The 26,998-nt window shown below is 65.1% G+C and carries 24 protein-coding genes and 2 tRNA genes; 12 read left to right on the top strand and 14 right to left on the bottom strand.

Annotated elements, in window-relative coordinates:
• Positions 1-42: 42 nt before the first annotated feature.
• The 9 genes from Q2K57_RS12295 to Q2K57_RS12335 all read right to left on the bottom strand — a co-directional run bounded on the left by Q2K57_RS12295 (position 43) and on the right by Q2K57_RS12335 (position 7,473).
• Positions 43-119: transfer RNA gene (locus tag Q2K57_RS12295), tRNA-Met, on the bottom strand.
• A 131-nt stretch (positions 120-250) separates the two neighbouring features.
• Positions 251-1,342, bottom strand: a complete 1,092-nt coding sequence (gene ychF / locus Q2K57_RS12300) for a redox-regulated ATPase YchF (RefSeq protein ID WP_112053409.1) — start codon at positions 1,340-1,342, stop codon at positions 251-253.
• A 147-nt stretch (positions 1,343-1,489) separates the two neighbouring features.
• Positions 1,490-2,074: an aminoacyl-tRNA hydrolase gene (pth, locus tag Q2K57_RS12305; protein ID WP_112053408.1), complete on the bottom strand. Its 585-nt coding sequence runs from the start codon at positions 2,072-2,074 to the stop codon at positions 1,490-1,492.
• A gap of 149 nt (positions 2,075-2,223) precedes the next feature.
• Positions 2,224-2,886: a 50S ribosomal protein L25/general stress protein Ctc gene (locus Q2K57_RS12310; RefSeq protein WP_112053407.1), complete on the bottom strand. Its 663-nt coding sequence runs from the start codon at positions 2,884-2,886 to the stop codon at positions 2,224-2,226.
• 123 nt (positions 2,887-3,009) lie between these two features.
• Positions 3,010-3,951, bottom strand: a complete 942-nt coding sequence (locus Q2K57_RS12315) for a ribose-phosphate pyrophosphokinase (RefSeq protein WP_181463005.1) — start codon at positions 3,949-3,951, stop codon at positions 3,010-3,012.
• Between the two features lie 69 nt (positions 3,952-4,020).
• Positions 4,021-4,095: transfer RNA gene (locus Q2K57_RS12320), tRNA-Gln, on the bottom strand.
• Between the two features lie 92 nt (positions 4,096-4,187).
• On the bottom strand, positions 4,188-4,991 hold the full coding sequence (gene ispE / locus Q2K57_RS12325) for a 4-(cytidine 5'-diphospho)-2-C-methyl-D-erythritol kinase (RefSeq protein WP_304526693.1): 804 nt from the start codon (positions 4,989-4,991) through the stop codon (positions 4,188-4,190).
• Between the two features lie 76 nt (positions 4,992-5,067).
• Positions 5,068-5,673 carry a lipoprotein insertase outer membrane protein LolB gene (gene lolB, locus Q2K57_RS12330; RefSeq protein WP_112053404.1) on the bottom strand — a complete coding sequence of 202 codons (606 nt, stop codon included), beginning with the start codon at positions 5,671-5,673 and terminating at the stop codon, positions 5,068-5,070.
• Positions 5,674-5,733: 60 nt separating this feature from the next.
• Positions 5,734-7,473 (bottom strand): tetratricopeptide repeat protein, encoded by a 1,740-nt coding sequence (locus tag Q2K57_RS12335; protein WP_304525247.1) that lies wholly within the window; start codon positions 7,471-7,473, stop codon positions 5,734-5,736.
• A gap of 232 nt (positions 7,474-7,705) precedes the next feature.
• Here Q2K57_RS12335 and hemA point away from each other — a divergent pair, with 232 nt between their 5' ends.
• The 6 genes from hemA to Q2K57_RS12365 all read left to right on the top strand — a co-directional run bounded on the left by hemA (position 7,706) and on the right by Q2K57_RS12365 (position 13,571).
• Positions 7,706-8,980: a glutamyl-tRNA reductase gene (gene hemA, locus Q2K57_RS12340; RefSeq protein ID WP_112053403.1), complete on the top strand. Its 1,275-nt coding sequence runs from the start codon at positions 7,706-7,708 to the stop codon at positions 8,978-8,980.
• Between the two features lie 25 nt (positions 8,981-9,005).
• A complete protein-coding gene (gene prfA, locus Q2K57_RS12345) occupies positions 9,006-10,094 on the top strand; it encodes a peptide chain release factor 1 (RefSeq protein ID WP_304525248.1) in 1,089 nt (362 codons plus the stop codon).
• Positions 10,095-10,135: 41 nt separating this feature from the next.
• On the top strand, positions 10,136-10,975 hold the full coding sequence (prmC, locus tag Q2K57_RS12350; protein ID WP_304526694.1) for a peptide chain release factor N(5)-glutamine methyltransferase: 840 nt from the start codon (positions 10,136-10,138) through the stop codon (positions 10,973-10,975).
• A 239-nt stretch (positions 10,976-11,214) separates the two neighbouring features.
• Entirely contained in the window at positions 11,215-11,715 is a 501-nt protein-coding gene (locus Q2K57_RS12355; protein WP_112053401.1) for an Lrp/AsnC ligand binding domain-containing protein, read from the top strand.
• A 158-nt stretch (positions 11,716-11,873) separates the two neighbouring features.
• Positions 11,874-12,647, top strand: coding sequence for a HesA/MoeB/ThiF family protein (locus tag Q2K57_RS12360; protein ID WP_304525249.1), 774 nt, complete (start codon positions 11,874-11,876; stop codon positions 12,645-12,647).
• Between the two features lie 3 nt (positions 12,648-12,650).
• The gene (locus Q2K57_RS12365; protein ID WP_304525250.1) at positions 12,651-13,571 is read left to right on the top strand and encodes a LysR family transcriptional regulator; all 921 of its coding nucleotides are present in this window, start codon (positions 12,651-12,653) and stop codon (positions 13,569-13,571) included.
• Positions 13,572-13,639: 68 nt separating this feature from the next.
• Here the strand turns inward: Q2K57_RS12365 and Q2K57_RS12370 are convergent, their stop codons facing one another.
• Positions 13,640-15,133 (bottom strand): CoA-acylating methylmalonate-semialdehyde dehydrogenase, encoded by a 1,494-nt coding sequence (locus Q2K57_RS12370; RefSeq protein ID WP_304525251.1) that lies wholly within the window; start codon positions 15,131-15,133, stop codon positions 13,640-13,642.
• 60 nt (positions 15,134-15,193) lie between these two features.
• Positions 15,194-16,546, bottom strand: coding sequence for an aspartate aminotransferase family protein (locus Q2K57_RS12375; protein WP_369700264.1), 1,353 nt, complete (start codon positions 16,544-16,546; stop codon positions 15,194-15,196).
• Between the two features lie 216 nt (positions 16,547-16,762).
• Here Q2K57_RS12375 and Q2K57_RS12380 point away from each other — a divergent pair, with 216 nt between their 5' ends.
• The 5 genes from Q2K57_RS12380 to Q2K57_RS12400 all read left to right on the top strand — a co-directional run bounded on the left by Q2K57_RS12380 (position 16,763) and on the right by Q2K57_RS12400 (position 21,824).
• On the top strand, positions 16,763-17,911 hold the full coding sequence (locus Q2K57_RS12380) for an ABC transporter ATP-binding protein (protein ID WP_304525252.1): 1,149 nt from the start codon (positions 16,763-16,765) through the stop codon (positions 17,909-17,911).
• On the top strand, positions 17,908-18,831 hold the full coding sequence (locus Q2K57_RS12385; protein WP_112053395.1) for an ABC transporter permease: 924 nt from the start codon (positions 17,908-17,910) through the stop codon (positions 18,829-18,831). Before Q2K57_RS12380 ends, Q2K57_RS12385 begins: the two co-directional genes overlap by 4 nt.
• Entirely contained in the window at positions 18,828-19,631 is an 804-nt protein-coding gene (locus Q2K57_RS12390; RefSeq protein WP_304525253.1) for an ABC transporter permease, read from the top strand. Before Q2K57_RS12385 ends, Q2K57_RS12390 begins: the two co-directional genes overlap by 4 nt.
• Before the next feature lie 146 nt (positions 19,632-19,777).
• Positions 19,778-20,863, top strand: a complete 1,086-nt coding sequence (locus Q2K57_RS12395) for a PotD/PotF family extracellular solute-binding protein (protein WP_304525254.1) — start codon at positions 19,778-19,780, stop codon at positions 20,861-20,863.
• Between the two features lie 385 nt (positions 20,864-21,248).
• Positions 21,249-21,824: a glycine zipper 2TM domain-containing protein gene (locus Q2K57_RS12400; protein ID WP_112053392.1), complete on the top strand. Its 576-nt coding sequence runs from the start codon at positions 21,249-21,251 to the stop codon at positions 21,822-21,824.
• A 186-nt stretch (positions 21,825-22,010) separates the two neighbouring features.
• Here the strand turns inward: Q2K57_RS12400 and Q2K57_RS12405 are convergent, their stop codons facing one another.
• Positions 22,011-23,450 carry an FAD-binding oxidoreductase gene (locus tag Q2K57_RS12405; protein ID WP_304525255.1) on the bottom strand — a complete coding sequence of 480 codons (1,440 nt, stop codon included), beginning with the start codon at positions 23,448-23,450 and terminating at the stop codon, positions 22,011-22,013.
• Positions 23,451-23,762: 312 nt separating this feature from the next.
• Between Q2K57_RS12405 and Q2K57_RS12410 the strand changes: the two genes are divergently transcribed.
• Positions 23,763-23,933, top strand: coding sequence for a DUF6435 family protein (locus Q2K57_RS12410; protein WP_112053390.1), 171 nt, complete (start codon positions 23,763-23,765; stop codon positions 23,931-23,933).
• Positions 23,934-24,054: 121 nt separating this feature from the next.
• Here the strand turns inward: Q2K57_RS12410 and gatB are convergent, their stop codons facing one another.
• A complete protein-coding gene (gene gatB, locus Q2K57_RS12415) occupies positions 24,055-25,509 on the bottom strand; it encodes an Asp-tRNA(Asn)/Glu-tRNA(Gln) amidotransferase subunit GatB (protein ID WP_112053599.1) in 1,455 nt (484 codons plus the stop codon).
• Positions 25,509-26,969, bottom strand: a complete 1,461-nt coding sequence (gene gatA, locus Q2K57_RS12420; protein ID WP_304525256.1) for an Asp-tRNA(Asn)/Glu-tRNA(Gln) amidotransferase subunit GatA — start codon at positions 26,967-26,969, stop codon at positions 25,509-25,511. The genes gatB and gatA overlap by 1 nt, the downstream gene beginning before the upstream one ends.
• Between the last annotated feature and the right edge of the window lie 29 nt (positions 26,970-26,998).

Consider the following 26,998-nt stretch of genomic DNA (forward strand, 5'->3'; position numbering starts at 1 on the left):
AAACGCCCGAACGGCTAGCCGTTCGGGCGTTTTTACGAGTTCTGGTGGCTACACCCTGATTCGAACAGGGGACCCCATCATTATGAGTGATGTGCTCTAACCAGCTGAGCTATGTAGCCAACGGCGATGAATGTTACTCAAGAGGCTATGATTCGTCAACCATAAGAGCATGATACATCGGCTTTTTTCATCGCTTTGAGTCAAAACCTCTGCGCCGGGGCATGCCGATCAGGTCTTCGGCTCTCAGGGCCTAGACGTTGAAGCGGAAGTGCACCACGTCGCCGTCTTTGAGGATGTACTCCTTGCCTTCCAGGCGCCACTTGCCGGCATCCTTGGCACCCTGCTCGCCTCCCAGTGACACGAAATCGTCGTAGCCGACCACTTCGGCGCGAATGAAGCCTTTCTGGAAGTCGGTGTGGATCACGCCAGCGCCTTCCGGGGCGGTGGCGCCGACCTTGACGGTCCAGGCGCGCACTTCCTTGACCCCGGCGGTGAAGTAGGTCTGCAGACCCAGCAGTTCATAGCCGGCACGAATCACGCGATCAAGGCCGGGCTCGTCCATCCCCAGCTCGTCGAGGAACATGGCGCGTTCTTCGTCTTCGAGTTCGGCAATCTCGGCCTCGATCTGGTTGCAGACCGGCACCACCATAGCGCCCTCGGCGCTGGCGATCTCGCGCACCTTGTCGAGATAGGGGTTGTTCTCGAAGCCATCGTCGTTGACGTTGGCGATGTACATGGTCGGCTTCAGAGTCAGGAAACCAAAGCTCTTAAGCTGCTGCTGCTCGTCAGCATCGAGGCCGAAGCTGCGCAGCGGCTGGCCCTCGGCCAGGTGAGGCTGGATGCGCTCAAGGATCGCCTTGGTGGCGATGGCATCCTTGTCGCCGCCCTTGGCGACCCGCACCAGGCGCTGGATGGCGCGCTCGACGGTATCGAGATCGGCAAGCGCCAGCTCCATGTTAATGATCTCGATGTCCGCCTCGGGATCGACCTGGTTGGCGACGTGGATGACGTTGTCGTTATCGAAGCAGCGCACCACGTGAGCGATGGCGTCGGTTTCGCGGATGTTGGCCAGGAACTTGTTGCCCAGGCCCTCACCCTTGGAAGCACCGGCGACGAGGCCCGCGATATCGACGAACTCCATGGTGGTGGGCAGCACCTTCTGGGGCTTGACGATCTCAGCCAGCTTGTCGAGGCGCGGGTCCGGCATCGGCACGATGCCAACGTTGGGCTCGATGGTGCAGAAGGGGAAGTTTTCGGCGTCGATGCCCGACTTGGTCAGGGCATTGAAGAGGGTGGACTTGCCGACGTTGGGCAGGCCGACGATACCGCAGTTGAAACCCATGGTGTGTTCCTGGAATTCGGTGGAAAAACGATGGCGGGCATTCTACGCCACACGGCAGACCTTCTCTAGCAGCGCCGTGCCCAGCGAAAAACTGGCGGGCAACGGTTCGGCCAGGCAAGCCTCAGCGCGCGAGTAGCGGTTGTGTCGTCACCCCTTGAAGCTGTGCAGCCGGTTCATGGCTCGCGCCCAGTCACCGCTGACGGCATCCGGCAGAGTGCGTTCGATCTCGTCGATGGAGGCGTCGATGGCGGTGCGTTCTGCCTTGCCGGGACGACCCAGCACATAGTTGACGACCTGGCGGGCGTCACCAGGGTGGCCGATGCCGATGCGCAGCCGGTGGAAGTCCTTGGCGTTGCCCAGCGAGGCGATGATGTCGCGCAGACCGTTATGGCCGCCGTGTCCACCGCCTTGCTTATAGCGCGCAGTGCCGGGGGCGATATCGAGCTCGTCGTGGGCGACCAGCAGCTCTTCGGGGGCAAGCTTGAAGAACTTGGCCAGGGCGGACACGGAGCCGCCGCTCTTGTTCATGAAGGTCTGTGGGTACAAGAGGTGCAGGTCCTGGCCGGCCAGAGTGATCTTCGAATAGAGACCCAGGAACTTGCGCTCTGGGCGCAGGGCGACGTGATGATCGCGTGCCAGGGACTCTATCAGCCAGGCGCCGGCATTGTGCCGGGTGGCATCGTAGTCGGCACCCGGGTTGCCAAGGCCGATAATCGCTTTCAGCTGACTCATGCCGGTGTCCTCGCGTGTTCGGGGGCGTGTGTTCGAGGGGCTACAGGTAGGGCTTGTGACAGGCAAAAAAAATCAAGCGCCGAAGCGCTTGATTTTCAGAAGACAGCACGGGCATGACGGCTAGCCGGCATGCCCGCAGGCGTCGCCGATTACTCGGTTTCGCCTTCGTCTTCAGCCGGCTTCGCTGCCGGTGCGTCGGCTTCTTCGCCTTCTTCGCTTTCCTCGGCCCGAACCTTGGCCTTGGTCACGCTCAGTACGGCGTTGTCGTGATCTTCGCCGTGGGTCAGTGCAACCAGGGTCACGCCCGCCGGGACGACAAGGTCGGACAGGTGCAGGGTGGTGCCCAGCTCGAGGTTGCTGATATCCACTTCCAGATACTCGGGGAGATCCTTCGGCAGGCAGCTGATCTCGACGTCGGAAGCCAGCACGTGCAGCTCGCCGTCCTCGTCCTTGATCGCCTGGCTGGTGTCTTCACCCACCACGTGCAGCGGAACATGCAGGGTCAGCTCGTGGGTAGCGTCGACGCGCAGGAAGTCGGCGTGAGTCACCAGCGGCTTGAAGGGGTGACGCTGCAGGTCACGAACCACGACCTGCTCCTTCTGACCTTCCACGTCCAGTGTGATCACGGAGGAGAAGAAGGACTCATCTTCGATGGCCTTGTAGAACGGGGCCTTGTCGATGGCGATAGACTTGGGAGCCGTCTCACCGCCGTAGATGATCGCCGGGATGGCGAGGTCCGCACGACGCAGGCGGCGGCTCGCACCTTTCCCCAGGTCGTGGCGAACGCTGGCATTAAGATTGAAATCGGACATTGAATGAAACCTCAGTGGTTTGATGAGGAGAACGCCAAGCCCGCGACCAAGCGTTGACGTTTCCAAGAGCGCCTGACGGCGCGCGTATCCTGCGTGGTGTTCCGTTTGTCCCTTGTCGGGACGTCAGTGGAACATCGCGCTGACGGATTCTTCGTTGCTGACGCGGCGGATCGCCTCGGCGATCAGACCGGCCACCGACAGCTGGCGGATCTTGCCGCTCCGGCGTGCTGATTCGGACAGCGGGATGGTATCGGCCACCACGACCTCGTCGAGCACCGAGCCGGTGATGTTGTCGACGGCCGGACCGGACAGGATCGGGTGAGTGGCGTAGGCCACCACGCGGCGTGCGCCGTGCGCCTTGAGCGCCTCTCCGGCCTTGCACAGGGTGCCGGCGGTATCGATCATGTCGTCCACCACCACGCAGGTGCGGTTTTCGATCTCGCCGATGATATGCATTACCTGAGCCTGGTTGGCCTGGGGGCGACGCTTGTCGATGATGGCGAGATCAGCATTGAGCTGCTTGGCGATAGCCCGGGCGCGAACCACGCCGCCCACGTCCGGGGAGACCACGACCAGGTCTTCGTAATTCTGGCGCTCGATATCGTCGAGCAGGATCGGTGAGCCGTAGACGTTGTCGACGGGCACATCGAAGAAGCCCTGAATCTGATCGGCGTGCAGATCCATGGTCATCACTCGGTCAACGCCGGCCTTGACCATCATGTCGGCGACGATCTTGGCGGAGATGGGCACGCGGGCCGAGCGGACGCGGCGGTCCTGGCGTGCGTAGCCGAAGTAGGGAACCACCGCCGTGATGCGGGCGGCAGAGGCGCGACGCAACGCATCAATCATCAGGACCAGTTCCATGATGTTGTCGTTGGTGGGCGCGCAGGTGGACTGCAGTACGAAAACGTCCTTGCCGCGGACGTTCTCGTTGATTTCGACCGCGATTTCGCCGTCGCTGAACTGGCCTACCGTGGCGTGGCCTAGGCGATTGTCGAGTCCTTCGGCAATCTTGCGGGCAAGTTCGGGATTGGCGTTCCCGGCGAAAACCATCAATTTAGACACGCGCAGCCACCTTTGGAGTCTTGGGAATCTCTATGAGGGATGTTGACGGGCGGTCGACTCGGGAGGGAATGGCTGGGGTAGCAGGACTCGAACCTGCGAATGCCGGTACCAGAAACCGGTGCCTTACCACTTGGCTATACCCCAGTAACCTTGCCTGTCGACTCTGCTTACACTCTTTCCCGGGAGAAATGCCTGGGAACAAAGAGCCGTCGTGCGGGCAATCTAGGCAGATTGCCTCACCCCAGAGCCTTGTGCAGAGGGGAGACGTTCATGCCTTGCGCCGTGAAGGCGTGCCAGCGTGGGTCGACTTGGCGCGCTATGCTAGCGGCCTCTTCGACGTTCGTCAAACTTCCGAACAGGCAAGCGCCAGTGCCGGTCAGCATGGTCGGCGCCCGCTGGGCCAACCAGCTGATGGCTTCGTCGACCTGCGGATAAAGCCTGCGAACCGTGGTCTCGCAGTCGTTTCTCCAGCACGACGCGCCCCCCTCAAGTGCGCGCGAAAGTCTAATGGCCGCAGTGTCGCGTGTCAATTCAGGCGCCTGGAAGACCCGCGCCGTCGCGACCGATACGCCGGGGTGAATCACCACGAAGTGAGGGGTGTCCAGGGTGACCGGCGTCAGGCGTTCGCCGACGCCTTCGGCCCAGGCGGCGTGACCACGCACGAAGACGGGAACATCGGCGCCAAGGCTCAGCCCCAGCGTGGCCAGACGCTCCTCATCGAGACCGAGCGCCCATAGTCGATTCAGGGCGAGCAGGGTGGTGGCGGCGTTGGAGCTGCCGCCGCCAAGACCTCCCCCCATTGGCAGGCGCTTGGCCAAGTGAATATCGACACCGCGGCGACAGCCGGTCTCGGCTTGCAGCAGGCGGGCGGCGCGCACCACCAGGTTATCCTCGGCGGCCACGCCGGCGAGAGCCGGCGTCAGACGGATAGCGTCATCGTTTCGGGGAGTGAAGTGCAGGGTGTCGCCGACATCCAGAAACTGGAACAGGGTCTGCAGCTCATGATAGCCGTCGGCGCGGCGCCCGGTGATATGCAGCATGCGGTTGAGCTTGGCGGGTGCTGGCAAGCTGATTGTGTTCTGAGAAGGTTTAACGGCAGCGTCTGATGTTCTGGTCTCAGTCACCCTTGGCCTCCGGCTGCCAGGCGTTGATGATCAGGGTGGCCTCGATGCCGGTGCGCTGCATATTCAGGCGGCGTGGCAGCCATAGCCCATTGGCCGGCATCCAGCCCGAGTAGTCGATGGTCCAGCCGGCCTGGGTCAGTTGGGTGGGGTAGCCCAGGGCGTCGGTATCGCGTTCAAAGGCATCGCCCGGGGCGGGCAGACCGCGGACCCAGTGATCCAGCGATGAAACCGGCAGTGACCAGCCCAGCTCCTGGTCGAGCAGCGCCTCGGCGCTTGCGGCGCTCACGCGGCCTTCACTGGTGGTCAGCGTCACCTTCTGGGCGGTGCCCTCGAGGGTGCTGCGGCCGGCACCGAAGGGCCCGCTGATCAGCAGCCGGTAATAGTTGGGCGTCTGACGCCAGTCCAGGTTGGCGCTAGTGCTTTCATCGGCGGTATGCAGCCCCACCTTGCCGGCCAGTGTCCAACTGGTCAGGGCTTGTACGCGGGCGACCTGATCCTGCCAGGGGCCGCGCTCGGCGCTGCCGCTGGTGACAGGTCCACGGGTGGCACAGCCGGCCAGTAGGACCAGGGCGATCAAAAGGACGAAGCGTCGGGTCATCGGGCTCTCTCGGTTTCGGGTGTCGGCCAGGGGTAAGGGGCGATCCTTTCGACGGCGCCCTCAGGGCGCCAGGGCGGGGATACGCTGTATCAGCTCATCAAGCTTGGGGCGGTCCTCGAAGCGTGACAGGCCACGTTCGACCAGGCGACGAGCATCGGCGGTGCGTTCAAGGGACCAGAGCACCTCGGCGAGATGGGCGGCAATTTCCTGATCCGGCATCATTGCGTAGGCCTGCTCTAGATGGGGCAGGGCGCGGGCATTCTCCCCCTGCTTGTGCAGGACCCAGCCAAGACTGTCGAGGATGGCCGGATTGTCGGGCGCCAGGCGATGGGCCCGCTCGATCAACTCATAGGCTTCATCGAAGCGCGTGGTCATATCGGCCAGGGTAAAGCCCAGCGCATTCAAGGCCATGGCGTTGTCGGGCCGGCGCTTGATCAGCTCGCGCAGATCGGCTTCCATGCCGTCCAGGTCGCCGGTGTTGAATTTGCGCATCGCCTGCATATATAGCAGGCCGTTGTCGTCGGGGTGGTGGTCGCGGGCCTCGGCGAGCACCTCATCGGCGGCGGCGCGCTCGCCCTCCTGATCAAGCAGCTCGACCTCTAGGGAGGCGATATTGGCGGCCTGATCGTCATGGCGCAGCCGCTCGAGTCGCAGGAAATCCAGGGCATCGGCCAGGCGATCCGCATCGATCAACATGCGCGCCGCCTGCAGGCGGGCACTGAGAAACTGATCGCCCTCTGGCACCTGGCGGTAATAGAGCAGGGCATTGTCGACCTCGCCCTGCTGCTCGGCGATGCTGCCCAGCAGCAGGAAGGCCGCCGGAGGCGTGGCGTCGTCGTCGATCAGCGGCAGCAGCAGGCGGCGGGCCGGAGCAGGTTGGTTGGCTTCGAGGAACAGGCGGGCCAGCCCCAGGCGCAGTTCAGGATGCTCATCCTGCTGAGCCAGTAGGCGATCGGTCTGGCGCTCCGCGGCGTCGACTCGACCCAGCGCCAGCTCGCTTCGGGCCAGCAGCAGCAGGAAGCGAGTATCGTCGGGAGAGGTCTCCAGGCCGCGCTGGGCGGCGCGACGCGCAGCAGTCGGGTTACCTCGCTGCATGGAAATGCGTGCGCGGGTGAGCCACAGGGCGGGAAGCTCGGGATGAGTGCGGGCCAGGTCGGCAAGCCGTGCGTCGGCCCGCTCGGCTTCGCCACCGGCGGCTTCGAGCAGGGCGGTAGCCAGCACGGCGTCGTAAGCGTAGGGGGTATCGCCATCGGCCACCAGCAGGTGGCGGCGTAGACGAATCGCCAGTGGCTGTGGGTCAGCACCCTGAGTCAGCGCCTGTTCGGCGAAGCTTGCAAGCTCCCCCGGCTCGCCTTGTGCAACCAGTGTCAGCCGTGATTCCAGAGCGGTTTGCCAGTCACCGCGCTGCTGGGCAAGGCTCGCCAGCAGGCGCAGCGGGGCCTCTGCGTCGGGGGCGCGCTGATGCCAGCGGCGGGCGGCTGTCTCGAACAGCTCGGGCTGCTGGCTGAAACGGGCCGCTAGGGTGGCGCGCTCGCTCAGCGCTGCGGAGTCATAGCGCTCGGCGGCGTCAAGATACCCCTGCGCGGCGCGTTCATACTGGCCGCGACGACCGGCCAGCTCTGCCACCAGCAGGGTTTCCAGGCCCTGGGCATCCAGGCCCTGAGTGACCGGCGGCGCTCCCCGCATGGGGTCGTCGATGCCGGGATCGTTGGCATCGTGGGTCATCGGCATGCCCTGGCAGGCCGTAAGCAGCGCGAGGGTCGCCGTGATGAGGGCCGTCTTGAGCAGGCGTGCGCGCATGATCGTCTCGTCAAGGGAATCAGCGTTCAGCATAACGGCTTGCCGGGCAAGGGCAAAGCCATGGGGGCGTGTCCCATGGGTGGGCTGTGATAGAATTGCTGTCTTCGGACGATCCGGCGACCACTCCCCAGGCGTAAATATAGGTGTTAGACAGGCTACCCTGCTGTCGCGCTGCGCCTCGTGGCGTGCGCCGTGATTCGCACCCACCCCCTTGAGCGAAGACTCTGATTGCATGACGCTTTTGGCCCTTGGCATCAATCATAAGACAGCAGCGGTCGAGGTGCGCGAGCAAGTCGCCTTTACCCCGGCGCAGCTGGAAGCGGCTCTGACCGAGCTATGCGCTCTGACCGAGGTGCATGAGGCCGCGCTGCTGTCGACCTGCAATCGCACCGAACTCTATTGCGTGATCGAACGCGATGGTGAGGCGGCGATCCTCGAATGGCTGAGTCGCTTTCATGCGCTCAGCGTCGAACAGCTGTCGGCTGCGGCCTACCATTATCTGGACGGCGACGCGGCCCGTCACCTGATGCGGGTCGCCGTGGGGCTGGACTCCATGGTGCTCGGCGAGCCGCAGATCCTTGGCCAGCTCAAGGATGCCTACCAGGTGGCGCGCAGCCACCAGGGTCTGGGCGGCGAGCTCGAACGGCTGTTTCAGCACACCTTCGCGATAGCCAAGCAGGTGCGCACCGAGACGGGCATCGGCGAAAACCCGGTGTCGGTGGCCTACGCTGCGGTGAGCATGGCCAGTCGCATCTTCGATGACCTCAAGCGCTCCACGGCGCTGTTGATCGGCGCCGGCGAAACCATCGAGCTGGTCGCCCGCCACCTGCGGGAGGCGGGGGTGCGAACGCTGATCGTGGCCAACCGCACCCGTGAGCGGGCCGCGCAGTTGGCGGACTCCTTCGGCGGCGAGGCGATCTCCCTCAACGAGATTCCCGATGCCCTGGCTCGTGCCGACATCGTCATTTCATCCACAGCAGCGCCGCTGCCGATTCTCGGCAAGGGCATGGTCGAGCGGGCGATCAAGATGCGCCGCCACCGGCCAGTGTTCATGGTCGATATCGCCGTGCCTCGTGACATTGAGCCGCAGGTCGGCGAACTGGATGATGTCTTCCTTTATACCGTTGATGACCTTCAAGAGGTTATCGAAGAGAACCGCCGTCATCGTCAGGTGGCTGCCGATCAGGCTGAAGTGTTGATCGAGCACGGCGTAGGTAGCTGGCAGCACGAGCGCCGGGTGCGCGGCGCCGGTGACTTGATTCGCCGCTACCGGCAGCAGGGCGAGCAGATGCGCGCCGAGTCCGAGGAACAGGCGCTGGCGCAGCTGACACGCGGGGACGACCCGGAGAAGGTCGTTGCACGCCTGGCTCGTCAGCTGACCAACAAGCTCATGCACGCCCCCACCCTTGGCCTGCGCGAGGCCTCCGGGGCCGAACGCCAGGATCTGATCGAGGCTGCCGAGGCGCTGCTTTTCGACGTCGAGCGCGGTCCCCAGGACCCTCGATGACCGGCACCAGACAACAGGACCCTTCATGAAAGCCACACTGCGTCAGCGCCTGGATACCTTTGCCGAGCGCTTTGAGGAACTCTCGGCCCTGCTGGCCGAGCCCGACGTCATCGCCGACCAGCCGCGCTTCCGCGACTATTCCCGGGAATATGCCGAACTCGAGGAGTTGGTGGCTACCTGGCAGGAATTCCGCGCCACCGAGGGCAATGTCGAGGCCGCCCAGGCCCTGCTCGAAGACAGCGACGCCGAGATGCGCGAGCTGGCCGAGCTCGAGCAGGCCGAAGGTCAGGAGCGTCTGGCGTCGCTTGAGGAAGCGCTCAAGCGGCTGCTGGTGCCCAAGGACCCGGACGACGGCCGCAGCGTCTATTTGGAGGTGCGCGCCGGTACCGGCGGTGACGAGGCGGCGCTGTTTGCCGGTGATCTGTTTCGCATGTATTCCCGCTACGCCGAAAAGCACGGCTGGAAGGTCGAGGTGATCAGTGCCAGCCACGGCGAGCAGGGGGGCTACAAGGAGCTGATCTCGCGGGTCAAGGGTGAGGGCGTCTATGCCCGGCTCAAGTTCGAATCCGGCGCACACCGGGTGCAGCGGGTGCCGGCGACCGAATCCCAGGGGCGCATTCATACCTCGGCCTGCACCGTGGCGGTGATGCCTGAGGCCGACCAGGTCGGCGATATCGACATCAACACCAACGACCTGCGCGTCGATACCTTCCGCTCCAGCGGTGCTGGCGGCCAGCACGTCAACACCACCGATTCGGCGATCCGCATCACTCACCTGCCCAGCGGCGTGGTGGTCGAGTGTCAGGAAGAGCGCAGTCAGCACAAGAACCGCGCCAAGGCCATGTCGCTGTTGGCCGCGCGGCTCAAGCAGAGCGCCCAGGAGAGTCAGCAGCGCGAGCAGGCCGATACCCGTCGCTCGCTGGTCGGCTCCGGGGATCGCAGCGAGCGCATTCGCACCTATAACTTTCCTCAGGGGCGAGTCACCGATCACCGCATCAACCTGACGCTCTACAAGCTTAACGAGGTGATGACCGGCGAGCTTGGCGAGATCATCGAACCCCTGCTCCACGAGTATCAGGCCGAGCAGCTCGCTGCCCTGCAGCAGGAAGCCTGATGGGTCAAAAAGAAAGCCTGATGCGCAAAGGAGAACGCCTGATGCGGTTCGACGTGCTGTTGGCCCGCGCCGCCCAGCGTCTCAAGGCAGCAGCTTCGCCGAGCCCAAGGCTGGATGCCGAGGTGCTGCTGTGCCACGTGCTCGGTGTCAGCCGTGCCTGGCTCTACACCTGGGGCGATCGCGACGCCGAGCCCCTGATGCGCGCGCGCTTCGAGGCTCTCGTCGCGGCGAGGGGGCAGGGTAGGCCGGTGGCTCACCTGGTCGGTGAACGCGAGTTCTGGGGGCTGACCCTCAAGACCTCTGATGCCACCCTCATTCCGCGCCCTGATACCGAATGCCTGGTCGAGGCGGCGCTCGCTCGTGGCGCCGCCGAAGGCGGCAAGCTACTGGACCTCGGTACCGGCAGCGGCGCCATCGCGCTTGCGTTCGCCAGTGAGCGCCCCGGCTGGCAGGTGACCGGCGTCGACCTGTCGCCGCAGGCCGTCGCCTTGGCCACAGACAACGCCGCTTATCTGGGGCTGTCGCGGGTCCGCTTCCTCGAGAGCGACTGGTTCGCAGCGCTTGAGGGTGAGCGCTTTTCACTGGTGGTAGCCAACCCGCCGTACCTTGCCGACGATGACCCCCATCTCGCGCAGGGTGACGTGCGTTTCGAACCACGCTCGGCGCTGGTGGCCGGCGACGAGGGGCTGGCCGACCTTTATTGGCTTGCCCGCGAGGCTCGTGCTCACCTCGAGCCGGAGGCTTGGCTGCTGCTCGAGCATGGCCTCGAGCAGGGCGCGGCGGTGCGTCAGGCGCTCGAGCAGGCGGGCTATTCGGACGTCACGACCCTTCAGGATCTGGGCGCGCGCGATCGGGTCAGCCTGGGGCGCTGGTCCGCATAGGCTCGCTTTAAAAGAGCGTTGGTGGTGCGACTCGCACCGCCTGGAGCGGATATGGTACTTGTATGGGAAACATGGGAGAGAATGACGAACCTCTCTGGCAAGCCTTCATGTGGCCCGACCAATCACTGAGGTTTTCGTCGATCCCCCCTTCCAACAACTATGGAAGCCATGATGCGCAGGCGATCCGGCGGCGACGCGTCAGTCGTTGTCTGCGTATCGAGCTTGGACACTGGATGACCATGAAAGCCAAGACCCGCTCGCTTGACCGTATCGACCTGAAGATCCTGCGTGCCCTCCAGGACAATGCCCGCATTTCCTATGTCGACCTGGCCGCTCAGGTGGGGCTATCCACCACGCCGTGCCTGGAGCGCGTCAAGCGCCTGGAGCGCTCCGGGATCATTCGCGGCTACAAGGCAGTGCTCGACCCCAGGGCCCTGAAGGCCAAGCTGCTGGTGTTCGTCGAGATCAGTCTCGAGAGCCAGTCGCCTGCGGTGTTCGACGAGTTCCGGCGTGCCGTGCGCAAGCTGCCGCAGGTCCAGGAGTGTCACCTGGTCTCGGGGCAGTTCGACTATATCCTCAAGTGCCGGATTCCCGAGATGTCGGCCTACCGCCAGCTGCTTGGCGAGGTGGTGCTGACCCTGCCCGGCGTCAAGGAGTCGAAGAGCTATGTGGTCATGGAAGAGGTTAAGGAAGAATTTACCCTGCATGTCCCGGATGTCGAGCAGCTCGAAGAGTACTGAGCACTTAGTATCGATACTTGGCATTAGCACCTAGCACTTGGCTCATAGCACCTAGCCCTCGGCACTGAGCGCCGACGCAGGCCGATTGACGCAGGCCGATTGACGTCGGCCGGGAACCAAGCAGGACCTGAGATAAAAGGCCCAGAAGACACGTGACGATGAACGACCAGGCGCTGCTGCGCTATAGCCGCCAGATCATGCTCGATCCGATCGAGATCGAAGGCCAGGAGCGTCTCCTTGCAAGCCATGCGCTGGTGATCGGCGCTGGCGGGCTGGGCTCGCCGGTGGCGCTTTACCTGGCGGCAGCGGGGGTCGGCCGCTTGACGCTGGCCGACGATGACGCGGTCGAGCTTTCCAATCTGCAGCGCCAGGTCGCCCACGGCCAGGCGGACATCGGCCGCCTCAAGGCCGAATCGGCTCGCGATGCCGCGCTGGCGCTCAACCCTGACTGCCGGATCACCGCCGTCACCGAGCGCCTCGACGGCGCGGCGCTGGCAATCGCCGTCCAGGCAGCGGATCTGGTGCTCGACTGCACCGATCGCTTCGCCTCGCGCTATGCCATCAACGCCGCCTGCCAGGCGGCAGGGCGGCCGCTGGTCTCCGGAGCGGCGATTCGCTTCGGTGGACAGCTTGCGGTCTTCGATCCTCGCGACCCGGAAAGCCCCTGCTATGCCTGCCTCTATCCACCGAGCAAGCCAGGAGAACCCGTCGATGACGAGGAGCTGCGCTGCGCCGAGAACGGCGTGGTAGCACCCCTGGTCGGGCTGATCGGCAGCTTCCAGGCTTTGGAGGCGGTCAAGCTGCTCAGCGGTGCCGGTAGCGCCCATCAAGGGCTTTCCACCTTCGATGGCCTCACCGGCGAATGGCGGCGCTTCCGGGTGCCCCGCGATCCGGCCTGCCCGGTCTGCGGGCAGCGCTGCGGTCAGGACTGACCCATGGCCGAGCACGCAGCGCCGCCGCTTGGGCGGGTCAGCGACTTCGAGGTGCGCCTGATCCGCGTGTTCAAGGCGGTAGTCGAGTGCGGAGGCTTCACCGCCGCCGAGGGCGAGCTAGGCATCTCCCGCTCGGCGATCAGCCTGCACATGAGCGATCTCGAAAAACGCCTGGGCCTGCGCCTGTGTCAGCGCGGACGCGGCGGCTTTGCACTCACCGAGGAGGGGCGTCAGGTCTATCGGGCCGGGCTGACCCTGCTAGCTTCTCTGGAGACCTTCCGCACCGAGGTCAACGGCCTGCACCGCACCCTGCGCGGCGAGCTCAATATCGGCATCACCGATAACCTGGTCAGTCTGCCGCAGATGCGTATCACACATGCCCTGGCCGCCCTCAAGGCCAAGGGACCTGAGGTGGTGGTGAATATCCACATGGAAGCACCGGACAGCATCGCCCAGGGAGTGCTCGATGCCCGGCTGCATATCGGCGTGGTGCCCGAGGTCAACCTGCTGGCGAGCCTCGAGGCGCGCCCGCTCTACGATGAGGCCTCACGGCTTTATTGCGCCGATACTCACCCGCTCTACGCCGCTCCTGATGCTGATCTGACAACGGAGCAACTCGCCGGCTTCGAGGCGGTGATCCCCGGCTATCCGTTGCCGGAAGCGGCGCGGGCGGCCCATGCCCCGCTCACCGGCACCGCCACCGCCAGTGATCGCGAGGGCGCGGCCTTTATGATTCTCACCGGGGCTTACCTCGGCTACCTGCCGGACCACCTGGCCGCCCACTGGGTCGCCGCCGGGCGGCTTCGGGAACTCGACCTGCCAGGCTGTCGCTTCAGCACCCCTTTCGTCACCATCACCCGCCGCGACCGGCGCCCGCATCGGGTCCTCGAAGCCTTTCTCGACGAGTTGGCCAACCAGTCCTGAGGGGCGGCGGCCTCAACGACAACGGCCGGCCCCGAAGGGCCGGCCGTTTCCGATCCTGACAACTTATATCAGCTACCGGAGGGGAAGTGAAACTCGGCGTGAGTGGTTTCGAAGGCTGACGGCCAGCGCTGGGAGATCGCCTTGCGCCGGGTGTAGAAGCGCACTGCGTCCGGGCCATAGGCGTGCAGGTCACCAAACAGTGAGCGCTTCCAGCCGCCGAAGCTGTGGTAGGCCACCGGCACCGGCAGCGGGACGTTGATGCCGACCATGCCCACCTGGATGCGATCGGCGAAGCGCCTGGCCGCCTCGCCGTCGGCGGTGAACAGGCAGGTGCCGTTGCCGTACTCGTGGGCGTTGATCAGGGCGATGGCCTCATCGAGGCTCTCCACCCGCACCACGCACAGCGCCGGGCCGAAGATCTCCTCCTGATAGATGCGCATCTCGGGCGTCACCCGGTCGAACAGGCAGCCGCCGAGGAAGTAGCCGTCTTCATGGCCGGGAACCGTCAGGCTGCGGCCGTCCGCAACCAGGCGGGCTCCTTCCTTGGTGCCGATTTCCAGATAGCCCATCACCTTGTCGCGGTGTTCGGCGGTCACCAGGGCTCCCATGTCGAGGCCGCGCTGGGTGCCGGGGCCGATCTTCAGCGCCTGGATCTTCGGCACCAAGGCCTCGATCAGTCGGTCGGCGCTGTCATCGCCCACGCATACGGCCACCGAGATCGCCATGCAGCGCTCGCCGGCGCTGCCAAAGGCCGCACCCATCAGGGTATTGGCGGCATTGTCGAGATCTGCATCCGGCAGCACCACGGCATGATTCTTGGCCCCGCCCAGCGCCTGGACGCGCTTGCCGCCGGCCGAGCCGCGGGCGTACAGGGACGCGGCGATGGGCGTCGAGCCGACGAAGGAGATCGCCTCGACCTCGGGGGAATCGAGCAGACCCTCGACGGCCACGCGGTCGCCCTGCAGCACGTTGAGCACCCCCGGCGGGGCCCCTGCCTCGCCGAGCAGTTCGGCGATCGCCAGCACCGAGGAAGGATCCTTCTCCGAGGGCTTGAGGATGAAGGTGTTGCCGCAGGCGATCGCCATCGGGTACATCCACAGCGGCACCATGGCCGGGAAGTTGAAGGGCGTGATGCCCGCCACCACGCCGAGCGGCTGGAAGTTTGACCAGGCATCGATGCCCGGGCCGGCGTTATGGGAGTACTCCCCCTTGAGCAGCTCCGGCACGCCACAGGCGTACTCGACGTTCTCGATGCCGCGCCGGAGCTCGCCCATGGCGTCCTCGACGGTCTTGCCGTGCTCCTCGCTGATCAGCTGGACGAGGCGTTCGGCGTGCTCCTCGAGCAGCTGCTTGAAGCGGTACATGACCTGGGCGCGCTTGGCCGGCGGAGTGTCCCGCCAGGCCGGGAAGGCCTCCCGGGCCGCCGCGATGGCGCGCTCGACGGTGGCGGCATCGGCCTTGGCGACCTGGCGGATAACCTGGCCGGTGGCCGGGTTGGTGACGGGCAGCGTGGCCTCGCTCAACTGCGACTGGCCGTTGATGAAGTGGGCGATCTGTTGCATGAGAGCTCCTGAAGAAAGGGCAGAGGGCAGAGGGCAAAGAGCACAAAGAATAAAGGGCGCTCAGTCCAGGGTGTCCAGAGTAGTCGCCACGGCGTCGAAGAGCCGCTCGAGCTCGTCCTCGGTGGTCGAGAACGGAGGGCCGAACTGCAGGGTGTCGCCGCCGAAGCGGACATAGAAGCCCGCTTCCCATAGCGCCAGATGGGCATCCCGTGGGCGGATCGTCGGGTCGCCATCCCTCGGGGCGAGCTGGATGGCGCCGGCCAGGCCATAGTTGCGGATGTCGACCACGTGACGCCGGCCGCGCAGGGCATGCAGCTTGTTCTCGAAGGCCGGGGCGATGGTGCGCACCTGGGCCGGGAAGTCCTCGCGCTCGAACAGCGCAAGCGCCGCCAGGCCCGCAGCGCAGGCCACCGGGTGGCCGCTGTAGGTGTAGCCGTGGGGGAACTCGATGGCGTGGGCCGGTGCGGTGCCGTCCATGAAGGCCGAGAAGACCTCTTGGGAGGCGATCACCGCGCCCATCGGCACCGCGCCGTTGGTCAGCTGCTTGGCCACGTTCATGATGTCTGGCGTGACGCCAAAGGCCTCGGCGCCGGTGCGTGCGCCGCAGCGGCCGAAGGCAGTGATCACCTCGTCGAAGATCAGCAGGATGTCATGAGCGTCGCAGATCGCCCGCAGTCGCTCCAGATAGCCCTTGGGCGGTACGATGACACCGCCGGAGCCGGACATCGGCTCGACGATCACCGCGGCGATGGTCGAGGCGTCGTGCAGGGCGATCTGGTCGAGCAGGGCGTTGGCCAGTTCCCAGCCGGTCTCAGCCTGGCCGCGAGTGAAGGCCAGACTCTGTTGCAGGGTGTGCGGCAGGTGACTGACGTCGAGAAGCGGGCCGTAGTGCTTGCGATTGGCGCCGATACCCCCAAGGCTGGTACCGCCGATGTTGACGCCATGATAGCCCTTGGCGCGACCGATCAGCCGCGTCTTCTCGGGGCGCCCCTTGAGGCGCCAGTAGGCCTTGGCCATCTTCACCGAGGTGTCGGCGGCCTCGGAGCCCGAGTTGGTGAAGAACACATGATCGAGGCCGGCTGGCGTCAGCTCGGCGACCTTGTCGGCAAGCGCAAAGGCCAGCGGATGGCCGACCTGAAAGCCGGGGGCGAAGTCGAGGCTGCCCAGCTGGTGCGACACTGCGTCCTTTATCTCGGCGCGGTTATGGCCGGCGCCGCAGGTCCACAGGCCGGAGAGGGAGTCGAACAGCCGGCGACCCTTGGCATCGATGAAGTAGCGTCCTTCGGCGCCGGTCACCATCCGCGGATGGTTGCGGAAATCGCGGTTGGCGGTATAGGGCATCCAGAAGGCGGACGACAGGGTATCGGGAGCCGAGGTGCTGGTGGGGTCGGTCTCAACGTCAGAATGCAGCATGGAGCCTCCTGGTCAGGCGCTGGGGGGTATGTCCACAGCATGGCGCGGCTGGCACGTACGAAAAATCCAACTTTACTCACACCAACGTGAGTAAAATATGGCGTAACAGCGGCAAGGCGCCTGTCCCTATTGGTCCCAACGGCACAGTTCTATAGACTGCGCGACCGGCCATGATCCGGTCGGCGAAGGCCGGCATGCGACAAGACGAGGAGAGCGATGAGCGAAACCAGCACGGCGAGCGCCCCGCCCCGCCAGGGCCTGACTGACAAAGGCCCGACGCCGCGCCGCGCTGCGGCGATCGCCCTCGAGGGCCTGCATAAGCGCTTCGGCCCCGACTCCGTGGCGCTGGACGGCGTCGATCTCACGATCCGCGAGGGGGAGTTCTTCACCCTGCTCGGGCCATCGGGCTGCGGCAAGACGACGCTATTGCGCATTCTTGCCGGGCTCGAGTCGCCGGATGCCGGCCGTCTGACCCTTGGCGGGCGCGATATCACCCAGGTGCCGGCTCACCGGCGCAGCGTCAACACCGTTTTCCAGTCCTATGCGCTTTTTCCGCACCTGTCGGTGCGCGAAAACCTGGCCTTTGGGCTGCGCATGCAGGGGGTGGCCAAGCCCGAGCGGGAGTCGCGGGTTGCCAAGATTGCCCGCTTCATCCAGCTTGGCGAGCTTATCGAGCGCAGAGTGGACCAGCTCTCTGGCGGCCAGCGTCAGCGTATCGCCCTGGCCCGGGCGCTGGTCTGTGAGCCGGATGTGCTGCTGCTCGATGAGCCGCTGTCAGCGCTGGATGCCGGGCTTCGCGGTCAGCTCCAGGTCGAGCTAAAGCGCGTCCAGGAGCGCCTGGGCATGACCTTTCTCTTCGTCACCCACGATCAGCAGGAAGCCATGGTGATGTCGGATCGCATCGCCGTGCTCGACGGTGGCTGCATCCAGCAGGTCGGTTCGCCCCGCGAGGTCTATGAGCGGCCGGCGAACGCCTTCGTGGCTCGCTTCATGGGCCATGACAACCTCTTCCCGATCCTTTCGCGTGACGGAGTGCAGCTCAACACCGGCCTGGGGGCGCTAACGGTCGAGGCGCCGGCGTCCGAGCCACCAGAGACCCCGGATGCGGACTCGCTGCTGCTGATCCGCCCCGAGACGGTGGATTTGCTGCCATCGGGCCAGGCCGGCGCCAACTGCCTGCCGGCACGCGTCACCGACTGCCTGTACCGGGGCAGCCACGCCGAATACCGCCTGGCAGTGGGCGATACCGAGCTGCAGGCGATGGTCAATAACCGGGGGCGGCAGTTGCCTGGCGTAGGAGATCGCGTCTGCGTATCGGTAGCGGCCGAGGACCTGGTGACGCTGACTGGCGAGGAGGGCACATGAGCGGGGCCGGCGTTTCGCACGCTCCCGGCGCGCGCAGGGCCCTTGGCGATACCCGCCATCTGCTGCTCACCGTGGCACCGGGGGCGCTCTGGCTGCTGATCTTTCTGGTGCTGCCCGGCATCTACCTGATGGGGGTGGCCTTCATGACCAACGGGCCCTATGGTCAGCCCCAGATGCCGCTGACGCTGGATGCCTTCGAGCGGCTGGCCGGCTATGGCATCCTGGGCTGGAGCCCGGCCAATCTCTACACCCTGCTGCGTTCGCTCGCGCAGACTCTGGTCGCGACCCTTCTGGTAGTGGCGATCAGCTATCCGCTGGCCTACCACATCAGCACTGCCAATGCGCGCTGGCGGCCGGTGATGCTACTGGCGCTGGTGGTGCCGTCCTGGACCAATCAGGTGATTCGCACCTTTGGCTGGATGAACCTGCTGGCGCCTGGTACGCCCCTGGCGGGTCTTGCCGAGTCGCTGAGCCTGATACCGCCCAACATGGGGCTTTATCCGTCCAATGTCGCGGTGACCCTAGGGCTTGTCTATAACTTCCTGCCGTTCATGGTGCTGCCGCTCTATGCCGCCTTCGAGAAGCTCGATACCTCTCAGGTGGAGGCGGCTCAGGACCTCTATGCCTCGCCGCTGTGGACCTTTCGACATGCGGTTTTTCCCCAGACCCTGCCGGGGCTGCTGGCCGGCGGTGTGCTGGTGGCGATTCCCGCCTTCGGCATGTATGTGGTCTCTGAGCTGCTGGGCGGTGGCAAGCACATGCTGCTTGGCAACCTGGTGGCGCGGCAGTTTGCCGGTGGCGCCAACTGGCCGCTGGGGGCTGCCGGCGCGATCCTGATGCTGTTGGCGACCTTTGCCGGGCTCTATGTGATGAGACGGCTGGGCAGGCGCCTGGGCGGTGGCGATGAGGTGGTGATATGACCCGTCGTGGACTGCATCGAGGCTTGCGCGTCTTCTGGTGGTTGACGCTGGTGTTTCTCTATCTGCCACTGGCGGTGGTGGTGCTCTACTCCTTCAACGCCTCCAACAGTGCCGCCCACTTTACCGGCGTCTCGCTGCGCTGGTATCACCGGCTGATGGGCAATGAGGCGCTGCTCACTGCGCTTGGCAATAGCCTGCTGCTGGCGGTGGTTTCTTCACTGATTGCACTGCTGCTCGGCACCCTGATCGGCTATGGCATGTTCCACCATCGCTGGCGGCGGCTGGGCTGGCTGGTGGTGCTGATCTATCTGCCCCTGGTGCTGCCGGATATCGTCTTCGGCATCGCCGAAATGGCCTTTTTCGTGCAGGTGGAGCGCCTGACCGGCTGGCTGTCACCGGGGCTTGGCACCATGGTCATCGCCCATGTTTCCTTCCAGATTCCCTTCGTGGCGCTGATCGTCTATTCGCGGCTGGTGGGGCTCGACCCGAGCCTGTTTGAGGCGGCCAAGGACCTCTATGCCTCGCCCTGGCAACGGGCCCGCCATTTTCTGGTGCCGACCCTGAGGCCCGCGTTGATCTCAGGGGCCTTTCTGTCATTCACGCTGTCGCTGGATGATTTCGTGATCAGCTTCTTCACCGCAGGCCCCGAGAGCGCGACGCTGCCGATCTATATCTGGGGGGCGATCCGCAAGGGCGTCTCGCCGGAGATCAATGCCATTGCGACGCTGATGATCGCTGCCGTAGTGCTGGTCGCCGTGGCCAGCCTGCTGCTAGGCCGTCAGCGTTCGGGGCGTGGCTAGCGAGCCTCTGCCACGACCGCTCCGGGCCAGCGGCCGTGACCTGGCCCCACGGTGATGTCGCCAGGAAGGCCTTGACGTGGCACCCTGCCGGTTTCGCCGATCTCATCCCGCTAACATCACATCATCGCTACTCAGGAGAGTCACGCATGCTGCATTCGCTTCCTCGTCCCTTCCTTCGTTCGGTCCGCCTGGCCTGGCCACTCATCGGCCTGATGCTGGCCGGCGGCGCTCAGGCCGCAGACGACAAGCTCTATCTGTTCAACTGGACCGAGTACATGGACCCGGCGATCATCGATGCCTTCGAGGAGCGCTACGATGTCGAGGTGGTGCAGAACTATTTCAACTCTTTGCCGGAGATGTTTGCCAAGCTCAATGCTGGCGGCGTGTCCCAGTATGACGTGATCGTGCCGTCCAACTACTATGTGCCGCGCCTGATCGAGACCGGCCTGGTGCAGCCCCTGGACAAGACGAAGCTTTCGCACCTCGATAACGTCTTGGACACCTTCCAAGACCCCGGTTATGACCCGGGCGGCGACTACAGCGTGCCCTACCAGTGGGGCACCACCGGCATCATCTACAACACCGACACCTTCCCCGACGCGCCGAAGAGCTGGTCGCTGCTGTTCGATTCGGACGAGAATCCGGATTACCCCTTCGCGGTAGCGGGCGATGGGCAGGTGACCATGGGTGGGGCCTGCGCCTATCTCGGCCATGGCTATGACTGCACAGGCCTGGATGCCTGGCGGGAGGCGGCGAAGCTTCTGATCGAGACCAAGGGACGTGACACCTTCAGCGGCTTCACCGACGGCACCCCGGCGCTGCAGCAGCTGTCCCGCGGCGTGGTGCATGCGGCGATGAGCTTCAACGGCGACTATCTGGCTTTCAAGGAAGAAGATCCCGAGGGTTTCGCGAATACCGCCTTCATGATCCCCGATGAAGGAGCCGAGATGTGGGTCGATACCATGATGATTCCCGCCGAGGCGCCAAACCCCGATCTCGCCCATGCCTTCATCGACTTCCTGCTCGAAGCGAAGGTAGGCGCCCAGCTGTCGAACTACAACTACTACGCAAGCCCCAATGCGGCTGCTGAGCCGTATCTGGACGCGGTGCTGACCCAGCCGCCGGTGCAGCCAAGCGATGAGGACATGCAGCGGCTGCGCTTCATCCCGAGCCTTGCAGGCGACGAGCTGCAGATCTTCCAGCAGCTATGGTCAGAAGTTCAGGCGCGCTAATCCTCAATGGATCATGTCTGCTGGGCCCGGGGTCGCCATGACGGCTCCGGGCCTTTGCTCGTTTGGGCGCATGAATGGCGCCGGCTGAGGGCTTCGTCTCACTGCGTCTGCCGATGGCGACAGGCCGTCGGCAAGTGTGGAAACACCGCACAGCTGCCGTGATTCACGTGTCTGCTTTATGATCCCTGCGCTATACTCCGCCCGTCTCCGACTCGTCAGCGGCAGGATGTCGCCCGAGTCCTCGTCTCATCCTTTCCCGTCACCTCGCCTGGCGCCAGCGCGTGCCCCGGGGGCGAGATTCCAGTTTTTGGATTCCCCCGAGCCGACTCTTATCCATGTCGACCCCTGTGTGGTCGACCCCTGTGTCGTGTTTGAGGAGCGAGTGATGAACAAGTCCATCGTGATTGGTAGCACCCTGTCAGTTCTCGGTCTTGGCGGCTTGGCGGTGGGGGCCTATCAGGTCAGCAGCTATTCCCAAGCGCCTGAGCCGGTCTATGCCGACATCCTGCAGGTCGAGGCGGCGACGCGAACCGTCGAGACGCCGCGCCAGGTCTGCGAGAACGTGGTGGTCAGCCAGCAGGCGCCCAGCCGCGACCCCAATCGCATCATCGGCACCGCCGCGGGTGCCATCGTCGGCGGCCTGCTCGGCAATCAGGTCGGCGGTGGTAATGGCAAGAAGATCGCCACTGTGGCCGGTGCCGTGGGCGGTGGCCTGGCGGGGCGCGAGGTTCAGGGGCGCATCGAGGCCGGTCAGACCAGCACCACCACCCGACAAGAGTGCCACACCGTCACCGATACCCGTCAGGAGCACCTGGGGTATGACGTGGAATACCGGGTCGATGGTCAGGTCTTCAGCGCCCGTCTCGATGAGGCGCCCCAGGGCAACCGGGTGTTGATGCAGAACGGCCAGCCCCAGTGGCAGGCTGGTCAGGCAACGTCTCAGGGTGACTCTCAGGGCTGAAGCGAAGGGCTAGGTGGTCGGGCCGGCATGCTGTCGGCCTTCGATATTTTCCATGCCTGTTCCCATGCCTGTTTCCATTCCCATGCCGGGCGCCTGGTGGCGCCCGTGTCGTCATGATTATCCGGTCAATGTGCCTTCCAGTCTGCCGCACGTTTCTCGGCGCTTTCCCGCTTTCCCGCTGGCCTGTCAGGCTGCCACCTCGCCGACTTGCGGAGGGATGTTGAGGTTCATGCGGAACAGGTTGCCGGGGTCGACCTGCTGCTTGATGGCCTGTAGGCGGGCAAAGTTGATCCCGTAGGCCGCCGCCACCCGGTCGCCTTCATCCTCGGTGAGGAAGTTCACATAACCGCCGCCCGTGGCGAAGGGCGCCAGGGACGTAAAGGCCTGGCGGGCCCAGTCGCGGCAGCGGGCATCGTCCTCGGCGGCTTGCCAACGGCCATGAACATTCACGACATAGGTGGCGTTGCGTCCCGCGTAGGCGGTGGCGCTGGGCTCAACCCGGGCCATGGCGCCGCCCAACTGGGCGGCGAAGATCTCGCACTCCGGGCCGGGCAGTGTCTCGGCCGCGCGGATCAGCGCCGCGAGAGCCTCATCATCGAGCCGAGCGAAATCGTGGGACTTCCAATAGTTGCGTGCGCCCGGGGTGAGCAGGGGGTCGAAGGCCGACTGGAAAGCGGTGTAGGGCTGGGCGCCGAGATGCTCGCCGAGCGGGGTGCCGAAGGCAAGTACTGGAGCCGCCAGGCGTTCGCCCTCGGCGATCTCACCGGCATAGAGCAGGGCAAATACCACTACCGGTTGGCCATGGGCGGATTCGGGCAGGAAGGGCAGCGGTGGGGCCTGGCGGAGCACTGCCCAGACGCTGAGTTCGTCAGGAGCGGTCTGGGTGAAGTCCCGCCAGGCGCGCATCACCCGCTCGGCCTGATCGAAGGGGTAGACCACCAGGCCCGCGTAAACGTCGGGGCCCACCGGGTGGAGCTGGAACTCGAAGGAGGTCACGACGCCGAAGTTGCCGCCGCCACCGCGAATGGCCCAGAAAAGGTCGGGCTCCTCGCTGGCCGAGACCCAGTGGCGCTGACCATCGGCGGTGACAATGTCGGCGCTCAGTAGATTGTCAGCGGTCAGGCCGTGGCGCCGCGTCAGCCAGCCGAATCCCCCGCCCAGGCAGAGGCCAGCGACCCCGGTAGTGGCGTTGATGCCCAGTGGTGTGGCCAGCCCGAAGGCCTGGGTCTCCCGGTCGAGATCGCCGAGCAGGGCGCCAGGATCGACCCGGGCAGTCCGTCGGCGCGGATCCACCCGCACGTTGCGCAGCGCCGAAAGGTCGATAGTCATGCCTTGCTCGGCGATGGCATTGCCGGCGATATGATGGCCACCTCCCCGCACGCTGAGCCGCATGGCATGATCGCGGGCGAAGTTAATGGCCTGGGCGACGTCATTGGCGCCCAGGCAGCGGGCGATCAGTGCAGGGTGCCGGTCCAGCATGCCATTCCACAGCTGGCGCAGCATGTCATAGCTGGCATCGTCCAGGGTGATCACGCTGCCGTGAAGGGCGGCGCGCAGGCGGTCAATGGCTTCTAGGGGCAATGACTGTTCATCGCCCTCCAGAGTCCGGTAGGTAAGTGTCTTCATGGCAAGCCCCCTTGAGGGGAAGTCTGGCTGGCCCGTAGGGCTTCCATGCCGGGTGGGGAGGGTCGAAGGACGTCGCCGTTCCGGGCGACGGATGGAAACAGAGAGAGTGGGGCTTAGGCGCACCCTCGTCACTAACAGCACATGACGGTTCTTAAAGAGTCTGGCGGGTAGCGGGGCGCATGGGGCACCAAATCGTCTAGGGGAATGGTCGAAGAGTGGGGAGGCGGGAAGGCATAGCGATGTACAATACCTGTATCGATATTGTACATAAATTGGCGTAGTCTGCAGGGACATTACTTCAGGAGCGACGCCATGTTTGGGATCTTCAAGAGCGACCCGACCAAGAAGCTGCAGAAGGCCTATGAGCGCAAGCTTGAGCAGGCCATGGAAGCCGCCCGCAATGGCGACATGCACGCCAATGCCTCCTTGACCGCCGAAGCGGAAGCCCTGCGAGAGCAGATCGAGGCGCACAAGAGCGGCTGACCGGGCCTGATGGTAGTGACACCGCCGTATACGACGACGCCCCCTTCAAAGGGGGCGTCTTGCGTTGCGGGCAGCGCGCGGGATTCACTTCCCACGCCTGCCATTCAGTGCCTTGGATGGTTCAGCACAGGGCGTCGAGCTTTTCCTTGAGTAAGCCGTTGACCTGCTGGGGATTCGCGGTGCCGCGGGAGGCCTTCATGACCTGGCCGACGAAGTAGCCGATCATCTTGCCGCGCTTATCCGGTTCTGCATCGCGATACTGGGCGACCTGCACCGGGCTGTCAGCGATCACCTGATCGATCATCGCCTCGATGGCGCCGGTGTCGGTGACCTGCTTGAGGCCGCGGGCCTCGATGATCGCATCGGCGCTGTCGCCTTCACCGTCCCACAGCGCGGCGAAGACCTGCTTGGCGGCCTTGCCGTTGATGGTCTCGTCCTTGACCCGCGCCACCAGCTCGCCAAGCTGGGTAGCCGATACCGGACTCGAGGCGATCTCCAGGCCTTCCTTGTTGAGGCGGCCGGCGAATTCGCCCTGTACCCAGTTGGCGGCCAGCTTGGCATCGCCGCAGACGTCCTTCACCCCCTCGAAGAAATCGGCCATGGCGCGGGTCGCCGAGAGCACGCCGGCATCGTAGGCGGACAGCCCCAGCTCGCCCTGGAAGCGTGCGCGTTTCTCTGCGGGCAGTTCCGGCAGCGAGGTGCGCAGGTGGTCCACGTAGGCGTCATCGAGCACCACTGGCAGCAGGTCGGGGCAGGGGAAGTAACGGTAGTCGTTGGCCTCCTCCTTGGTGCGCATGCTGCGGGTCTCGTCGGCGTCGGGGTCGTACAGGCGCGTTTCCTGCACGACCTTGCCGCCGTCCTCGAGCAGTTCGACCTGGCGTTCGACCTCGAAGGCGATGGCGCGCTCGACGAAGCGGAAGGAGTTGACGTTCTTGATCTCGGCGCGGGTGCCGAAGGCCTCCTGCCCCTTGGGACGCACCGAGACGTTGACGTCGCAGCGCATCGAGCCCTCGGCCATGTTGCCATCCGAGATGCCAAGGTAGGTGACGATGGAGTGGATCGCCTTCAGGTAGGCCGCGGCTTCCTTGGCAGAGCGCATGTCGGGCTCTGAGACGATCTCCAGAAGCGGTGTGCCGGCGCGGTTCAGGTCGACCCCGGTCATGCCATGGAAGTCCTCGTGCAGCGACTTGCCGGCGTCTTCCTCGAGGTGGGCGTGATGAACGCGGATGCGCTTCGTTTCGCCGTCATCGAGGGTGATCTCGACCTCGCCCGGCCCGACGATCGGGTGATACATCTGGCTGGTCTGGTAGCCCTTGGGCAGGTCCGGGTAGAAGTAGTTCTTGCGATCGAAGATCGAGACCTCGGGAATCTCGGCATCGATGCCGAGCCCGAACTGCACCGCCATGGCCACGGCGGACTCGTTGAGCACCGGCAGGACCCCGGGCAGGCCCAGATCAACGGCGCAGGCCTGGCTGTTGGGCTCGGCGCCGAAGGCGGTGGAGGCCCCGGAGAAGATCTTCGAGCGGGTGGCCAGCTGGACGTGGACCTCTAGGCCGATCACGGTTTCCCATTGCATCATGCGTTCTCCTTGCCGAAGGCCGGGCGTTGCTGGTGCCAGTCGGTGACCTGCTGGAACTGGTGGGCGACGTTGAGTAGCTGCGATTCGGCGAAGTGCGGGCCGAGGATCTGCAGACCCACCGGGCGGCCGTTGACGGCGCCTGCCGGCACGCTGATGCCGGGAATGCCAGCCAGGTTGATGGCAATGGTGTAGATGTCCTGCAGGTACATGGACACCGGGTCCTTGTTGGCGCCCAGGTCAAAGGCCGGCGTCGGCGTCGACGGGCCCATCAGCACGTCGACTTGTTCGAAGGCGTCCATGAAATCCTGGCGGATCAGGCGGCGAACCTGTTGGGCCTTCTTGTAGTAGGCGTCGAAGAAGCCTTCGGAGAGGGTGTGAGTGCCGATCAGGATGCGGCGCTTGACCTCGTCGCCGAAGCCTTCGGCCCGGGAGCGCTTGTAGAGATCCTCGAGATCCTTGGGCGCGTCGCAGCGATGACCGAAGCGCACGCCGTCATAGCGGGACAGGTTCGAGGACGCCTCGGCCGGGGCGATGACGTAGTAGGCTGGGATGGCGTGATGGGTATGCGGCAGGCTGACTTCCTGCACGGTAGCGCCGAGGGATTCGTAGACCTTGACCGCCTCGCGAATGGCGCTCTCAACCGCCGGGTCCAGGCCATCGCCGAAGTATTCCTTGGGTAGGCCGATCTTGAGGCCGGACAGCGACGCGCCAAGCTCGGCGCGATAGTCGGGCACACCACGGGCCACGCTGGTGGAGTCGCGCAGGTCATGCCCGGCGATGGCGCTCAGCAGCAGTGCGCAGTCCTCGGCGGTGCGGGCCATGGGGCCGGCCTGATCGAGGCTCGAGGCGTAGGCCACCATGCCGTAGCGGGAGACGCGCCCATAGGTGGGCTTCAGGCCGGTAATGCCGCAGAAGGCGGCCGGCTGGCGAATCGAGCCGCCGGTGTCGGTACCCAGCGCCGCCGGTACCAGGCCTGCAGCCACGGCGGCGGCACTGCCACCGGAGCTGCCACCGGGCACGGCGGTGAGATCCCAGGGGTTCTTGACCGGGCCATAGTAGCTGTTTTCGTTGGAGGAGCCCATGGCGAACTCGTCCATGTTGGTCTTGCCAAGGCTCACGGTGCCGGCGGTCTTGAGCTTCTCGACCACATGCGCGTCATAGGGCGCAACGAAATTGTCGAGCATCTTCGAGCCACAGCTGGTCCGTACATCCTGGGTGCAGAAGATGTCTTTCAGGGCCAGCGGAAGGCCGGTGAGCGGGCCGGCTTCGCCGCGGCCGCGGGCGGCGTCGGCGGCATCGGCGGCGGCCAGTGCCTGCTCGGCGGTCACGCTGATGAAGCTGTTGAGGTCGCCGTCGAGGCGCTCGACGCGTGCGAGCAACGATTCGGTCAATTGGCGGCTGGTGAACTCGCCGGCCTCGAGGGCGCGGGCAAGCTCGGTCAGGGTCATGTCATGCATTGAGGCTTGGCTCCAGATGAGGCATTCAG

It is taken from the genome of Halomonas sp. I5-271120 (genome assembly GCF_030553075.1).
Classification (GTDB): domain Bacteria; phylum Pseudomonadota; class Gammaproteobacteria; order Pseudomonadales; family Halomonadaceae; genus Onishia; species Onishia taeanensis_A.